Annotated in this window: 4 protein-coding genes; 1 reads left to right on the top strand and 3 read right to left on the bottom strand. The window is 35.8% G+C overall.

All coding sequences use genetic code 11. The annotated features are described in order from the left end of the window. Window positions 1-1030 precede the first annotated feature (1030 nt). On the bottom strand, window positions 1031-2227 hold the full coding sequence (gene pgk / locus AFK68_RS17345; RefSeq protein WP_094673857.1) for a phosphoglycerate kinase: 1197 nt from the start codon (window positions 2225-2227) through the stop codon (window positions 1031-1033). 139 nt (window positions 2228-2366) lie between these two features. Here pgk and AFK68_RS17340 point away from each other — a divergent pair, with 139 nt between their 5' ends. Then, complete coding sequence (locus AFK68_RS17340) at window positions 2367-2774, top strand: universal stress protein (RefSeq protein WP_094673856.1); 408 nt, start codon at window positions 2367-2369, stop codon at window positions 2772-2774. Between the two features lie 185 nt (window positions 2775-2959). On the opposite strand, the gene AFK68_RS17335 is transcribed toward AFK68_RS17340, so the two are convergent. Further along, entirely contained in the window at window positions 2960-5686 is a 2727-nt protein-coding gene (locus AFK68_RS17335; RefSeq protein WP_094673855.1) for a DEAD/DEAH box helicase, read from the bottom strand. A gap of 270 nt (window positions 5687-5956) precedes the next feature. After that, window positions 5957-6592 (bottom strand): hypothetical protein, encoded by a 636-nt coding sequence (locus AFK68_RS17330; RefSeq protein ID WP_094673854.1) that lies wholly within the window; start codon window positions 6590-6592, stop codon window positions 5957-5959. Window positions 6593-7026: the final 434 nt, after the last annotated feature.

Raw genomic sequence — 7026 nt, 5'->3', positions numbered from 1 at the left:
TATAGAACCCCTGAAGGGATCTATTTAAAAACAGAGGAGAGAGATGGGGAGATGGGGAGATGGGCTGTATTAGATATCTCCCACTCATCCAATCCTCAAATCAATTCTCACTCATTTTTTATCAATTACTTCTCCACCAGGACCTATTTTCTGGAGATACTGTTAGGGCTTCTATAGAGAAGGTAAGGAAGAAGGCTTTAGTTATCTAGGACAGAAGGCTTTAGTTATCTAGGACAGAAGGAAGAAGAAAGAAGAAAGAAGAAAAGGAAAAAGCTTAAATAAGGTAAATATTTCCCCAACTTTTAAACAAACGATACCAGCGGACATGATATCACCTATGTCTAATTATAAAATCTGGACAATTACTATAGCCTAGTCATTGCGACTGGAACGGAGTAAAAGGTTTGCGGAGCATTCCGGAACGGATAGCAATCTCCTAAACCCCTAATATTAGTTGCTTTGGTCGCAATTACGACTTTTTAGCCGGATTATTATATAGCAATCAGAAGTCAGATATGAGAAAAAACTGTAGGAGTTTGGTCTCCAAACCCAAGCACGAATAGGATTTGGGAACCAAACCCCTACGGTCAAATCTTACAACCTATTTACGATTGCTATATAAGGAAACTAAAGAATCAGAAGAAAGGTTTACGATGCTGGCTGAAAATAAAAAATTAGGTGGCTGTAGGAAAAAAATTCACAATTATAGAAAGGACTTCTTTTTTGAGACAGCACAGCATTTGTGAAACCAAAGCGGAATGATTTTTGCGGAGGATTTGAATTTTAAAGCATTGGAGCAGTAGCTTTATTCTATTAAACCTTTTGTCTATAATTACTTAGTAAAATAACAACTATAAGCATCAACTATACAACTTTCTCCCAGAGCTTCTTGTTGATTATTATAGATAAGTGCTTCTCTATTTAATCGCGCAAAACAGAGAAGCACCGACTAATTAATAATTAATAATTAATAATTAATAATTCAGAGAAAATTGTCATTATCAATTATCCATTATCAATTATCCATTATTTACGCTTCATCTAAAGCAACAATACCAGGTAACTCTTTACCTTCCAATAATTCCAAACTAGCACCACCACCAGTAGAAATATGACTCATTTTTTCACCCAAATTTAACTGCTCCACCGCAGCAACAGAGTCACCACCACCAATAATAGTAATAGCATCCTGCTTATCAGCAAGAGTCCGGGCGATCGCTTCAGTACCCTTAGCAAACTTCTCCATTTCAAACACACCCATCGGACCGTTCCAAATTACAGTCTTGCAGTCTGCTAAAGCATCTTGGAAAACTTTTGCAGAGTCAGGACCGATATCCAAACCCATCCAACCATCTGGAATAGCTTCAACACTAACAGTTTGAGTATTCGCCTCAGCGTCAAACTTATCAGCTACAACCACATCAGTAGGTAACAACATCTGCACACCTTTCTCTTTTGCCTTAGCTTCCAGAGATTTTGCCAATTCTAACTTATCGTCTTCAACCAAAGACTTACCCACACTCAAACCACGAGCTTTGTAGAAAGTGAAAATCATACCGCCACCCAAGAGCAACTTATCGCACTTATCCAACAAAGCATCAATCACACCAATCTTACTAGAAACCTTAGAACCACCAATAATAGCAGCTAAAGGTTTTTGAGGATCATCAATTGCACCTTGGAGGAATTTCAATTCCTTCTCAATTAAATAACCACCCACAGAAGGACTCAAATATTTAGTCACACCCTCAGTCGAAGCATGAGCGCGGTGAGCAGTTCCAAAAGCATCATTCACATATACATCTGCCACAGAAGCAAGTTGCTTGGCAAACTCTGGGTCATTTCCCTCCTCTCCAGGGTAGAAACGAACATTCTCCAGCAAAACTACATCACCATCTTGCATCGCTGCCACAGTAGAAGTTACTGCCTCACCAACGCAGTCGTCACACTTTTTAACTTCCTTACCCAATACTTCAGAAAGTCTTTCTCCCACAAGAGTCAGACGCATATCATCATTTACTTTTCCCTTCGGACGTCCAAAGTGGCTAGTCAAGATAACTTTTGCACCTTTGCCAATTAAATCTTGAATTGTAGGAAGAGCCGCCCGAATCCGAGTATCATCTGTAATACTACCATTATCAACAGGCACGTTAAAATCAGCCCGCATAAGTACCTTTTTGCCAGATAAGTCAGATGCCGATAAATTTGCTACAGTTTTTTTTGTCACAGGATTAATCTCCTAGTATTTGTCTTAAATCTATATCCATCTATGGTCAGATTATTGGCCCATAAACAGATAGAATTAGGTTACAACAATTCGTTCACGGTAAACATTTTATCGGACTCCGTGCCCCAAATATATTTCTATGTTTAAAACAGTTCTATTTCCTGTAGACCGTAGCCGAGAAGCTCGCGAAGCTGCGGAGAAAGTGATTAACATTGTCAAAACATATCAGGCTCGCCTGGTATTAGTATCAGTAGTGGAAGTAGTTTCCGAAGGCCAAGAGCCATTTCATCCAGAAATGACTTCTTCAGAAACAGTTACTCAACTGTTACAGGAGGCCAAATCTATGTTTACCCAACAGGGTATTGAAGCTGAAGTTGTCCAAAGAGAAGGCCATCCTGCTTTTACTATCTGTGATGTCGCTGATGAGATTGAAGCTGATTTAATTGTGATTGGCTCCCGAGGAGGTTTGACTGAGGAAGGAGCTACTGATAGTGTCAGTAATCGGATTATTAATCTGTCTCCTTGTCCAATTTTGGTAGTTCCTTAGATTGGGTTCATTAATTGATAATGGATAATGGATAATTGATAATTGATAATTGCCTCTGGTTAAAACCATCAGATTGAAGATAAGGAAATATCCTAGCACTTTTTTTCCCTATCCAAGGGGAGGCTTTAAACCAGAATTATTTAATTATTAATTATTAATAATTAATAATTCGGTAACTTTTGACTTTATTTATAGTGGATTGCCTCTAAAAGCAACAAACCCAAATCTTTGTACAAACCTCGATTTTGCTGAGGACAACGATGTTGAGTTAAACACCGGGGACAACCATATTCACAATCACAATTTTTTGCTAATTCTTTTGCTTTTTGTGCAAATTTCAACAGTTGATTAAAAATTGCCTCACTCGCTCCATTTCCACCATCACAAGTATCAAAAAAATAACCTACTGTTTCTCCTCCTTGTCGCTGAACAAAGCATTCTACATCTTGACTAGAACTTAACACTACTAATGGAAGAGCAGATATGATTTGATGCCCCATACTATGCAATGCAATAAAATCTGGATGACAATTCCATAAATCTTTGAAATCATCTGGAATTATTCCTTGATTTTTATCCTTAATTTTCTCCTTAATAGGTGTAATATTTTCCTGTATAGCTTGACTAAAAGCATAATTGATTTCTACTTTAACAACAGGAGCTTGATATTGAGTTTGATAAGGAGGATCGAAGCTACCTTCATCCACAACTGTAGTAATTTCAACTCCTTTTGCATATTTAGTAGCAAACAATTGATAACCTGTGACGGAAAAGGTAATTTCTCCCCAGAATAAACTTAACCTAAGTCTGGCGTGGGAAATATTAGTTTGAATGATTTGAGGTGTTGCTAATTCCTGAATTTCTTTAATTACTAACCCAGTTTTTGGCTTAGTTTCTAAATTAGAATTTTTGCCTAGAGGTTTTAAAATTGCTTGTTTTTTATCTAAGTCGAGATTCTTAGAACGATAGGTTATTAACTCACTATCATAATTTTGAGCAAAATAAATTGCTCCTGGAAATACTTCTTGATGTGCCAGACTCATTTGCATTTTTTCAAAACTTTTTCCAGTATTAATATTGATTAACTCCACATCATTTTGAGCATGACCGCGAATATTAACATTTCGATGAGGATAACCATAACCCCAGAGTTGATTAGAGTTATTAATATAGATTTTTTCCTGCTTTAATAAACTATCGGCAATTACTCCAGCAAATTCTCCAAAACGTTCTGTTATTTCATTCAAAGGTATTCCACTTTCGACACAACTACATTCTAAATGTTTACCTAAAATTGTCGGATAATTTGGATTAAAAGCAGCACTTTCTGCCTCACCATTTAATAATAAATCTGGTTTATTGCCATAGAAATTATCTAAAGGATTTTGAGCTACTGGCAAAAACATAACTAATCCAGGATTTCTCCTTCCTACCCGACCAATTCTTTGTTTCCAAGACATTAAACTACCTGGATAACCACGCACTAAACAACAGTCAAGTTCAGGTAAATCAATTCCTGCTTCTAATGCGGAGGTAGAAAGAATAACTTTTACCATCCCAGTTTGCAATTTTTGGATAATATCCTGTCGCCTATCAAATCCCAAAGAACCATAAAAAATTGCTACCTTATCTGCCAAATAACTCTCTCCATTTTTATCAGCTATTCGTTTAATTATCCCCAACAACTTTTTAACTGCACCCCTGGAATTACAAAATACTAACCCACTCAAATCATGGCGCAACCAAGAGAGAATTATTTGACAAGCATTAGGATTAGCAGTATCAGTTGGTTGCAAAAATAAAATAGTTTTTCCTGAAGTATCAGCACCACTTTTTGAGATTAGATGAAGTCTTTCCGGTTCGTGGGAGCGATCGCTAAATCTCATTGCCATTTCTGCGGGATTTCCAATAGTAGCTGAACTAAAGATAAATTGTAGTTTTTCTGAACTGCCTCCTACTCTGTCTACTGCCATTTTTAACCGTCGCATGAGGTTAGAAAAATGTGCGCCAAAAGCTCCTCTATAGGTATGAGATTCATCTATAACTACATAGCGGAGTTGTTGAAAAAATTTGCGCCAACCTTCTCCATCTTTACTTCTAATTCTATATAGTTGATAATGTAATAAATCTGGGCTGACACCTAAAATATTGGGTGGGTTAGGAATAAATAATTTTTTTCTTTTTGCTGAGGATATGTCACCTGTAATTAATCCAATTTTGATGGAATTTTCAGGGAAATATGAGACCATTTTTTCTAGCTTTTGCATCTGGTCTAATGCTAATGCTTTGAGGGGAAAAATATATAATGCTGTGGTCTGAGGTTGTTGGATACATGATTCTAAAATAGCAAGGTTATAACAGAGAGTTTTGCCGGAAGCTGTGGGAGTAAAAATGCAAATATCTAATCCTTTTCTCAGAGCGGTTAATGATTCAATTTGATGTTCATAGAGTTCTGTAATATTTTGTTTAATCAGAGCATTTTTGAGAATAATTGGTAAATTTTCTGGCAAAGGATAGAGTTTTCCTGGAGTTGGTGGTGTATTATCTATAGCGATTAAATTATCTATAAATTCTTGGGCAATTGTTTGAAATACTGGTCGGGAAATAGCTTCTATTTCTGCTGCGGGAATCTGGGATTTTTGTGGCTGTTTGAATTTTTTATGATTAAAACTTGCACTATCTCTAGGATTAATGTTTTTCTCATTAATTGCTATTTGCCAATCATAAAAATGCACTGGAGCATGATTTTCCAGAAAGTCTACAATTAAGCGTTTTCCTAATACTGCTGTAATTTGACCTATACCATATTCAGGAGAATAGACTTTTGCACCAATTTTTAACCATTCTGGAGGAGATGGTAATTGATTTCCAGCTCGAATAATAGCAGCATAGTCTGTGGGTTTATCCGTCATAAGGAAGAAGGAATCAATAAAGGATAAATGAAATAAATTTAAGACGTAGTAATATTTTTTTCCGGTTACTATGTTTGGTTTCTAATTCAATACTTTTAGGTATTATGTATTTGGTTATATTGTCTAATTGCTTCATCTCTATTAGACATAGGCGTGAAAAAGATATAGATTTTTTGCATCTAGTAGGGAACGCTTAACAGGGAATATATTTTCACGAATAAAGATACGAAAAATGATTTCTGAGAGTTAATTTTAGAACTTTAGCTTGTCTTAAATAAAGAGCAAGGTTATTTTATGGAGAGGTCTATTTATATATTTTCGAGTAATCAAAGTAAACTTCATTTCACCAAAAGTTTGTCTACCTCTTCCATTAAAATACTCACCTTCTAAAAATTTCCCATCAGGTGAAAGACGTAAATTCGCAGAACCTCTGTGCATAGACATTGTTGACAAACTTCGAGTAGAAGGTTCATTAACATATTCATGTTTTAAAGTAGCTTCAGAAGAATCTAAAGTATTCACAGCAGCCATTGTTGAGTTAGAAATAGATGACGTTGCCCGAAGTTGAATATTAATAGCTGACCATGTTTGGCGAACATACAAAATTATTCCATCATAATCACTATCATTGTAAGAAGAATGGATTTTTCCTACCGATGTACCTTGTAAATTTGGAATACTTGAACAGGATAAGTCGCCTAGCTTTAACTGCCAAAAAAACTTGTCAAAAGCTTGATAAAAGATACCATAAAAACCCATTACTGACGGAGCATCTAACCACCAGGGAACTTGCCATTGTAAATTCTTAACTACAGAACTTAATAGTAGTGCAGCCATAACTGAAATTGCTGCAATATATAAAGGAATTGTTTCTCTATCTTTTGCATTAGTAGCGTAAGCGTGCATTATACCAATTCTCCCACAATTCTATTAAGCTTTGAATAAAATATTGAGCATTTTCTAATTTCCATTGTTCTGGTTTATTACCAAAAAGGTTAAGCATTTCATTTTGACAAATGAAGGAACTGTTCAAATTGTCGCAAAGCCAATTCACAACTTTTATATATGTGTCTTGTCGATTGTTAACAAAACAATTATTTGGGACATTATAGAGTAGGCATTCAATATAATATGATGGTGCTTCAAGAGGATAACTATATCTATTAATTATCATTTTTTTTGCATTTTTAAATAAACGAACAGTAGGCTTATAATTTTGCTTAGTTTTACTATTCTTTTCGGATCAATTTTAAAGCGCTGTAATCCTTTGTTGGCGGTACGATTGCATTCCTCTTTGTCTTGATGCAGTCGCTCATGGGGGAAACCCCCTTTGGCGGCGC

Source organism: Hydrocoleum sp. CS-953 (assembly GCF_002260545.1).
Taxonomy (GTDB): domain Bacteria; phylum Cyanobacteriota; class Cyanobacteriia; order Cyanobacteriales; family Microcoleaceae; genus Trichodesmium.
This window is presented reverse-complemented; position numbering and strand designations above follow the sequence as displayed.